Annotated in this window: 1 pseudogene; it reads right to left on the minus strand. The window is 73.1% G+C overall.

The features are described from left to right. Positions 1–18 precede the first annotated feature (18 nt). Positions 19–223 (minus strand): annotated as a pseudogene (locus AC2CJA_RS27560) (transposase); the annotation flags it as partial.

A 223-nucleotide genomic window follows, 5' to 3' on the forward strand; every position in this document is an offset into this window, starting at 1 on the left:
TCGGCCCGGTCAGCGTGCCCCCTTTTTGGCCCGCACGTTCGCGGCGTCCACGATGGCCGAGGTCCAGTCGATCTCCCCGCGTGCTCCGAGTTCGTCCAGGACCGCCCGGTGCAGCCGCCGCCAGACCCCGGCCTTCGCCCAGGCGGTGAACCGCCGGTGTGCGGTCGCCGGCGAGACACCGAACGTGTCGGGCAGCATCCGCCACGCACACCCGCTGGTCAGC

It is taken from the genome of Streptomyces sp. ATLC9 (assembly GCF_057196705.1).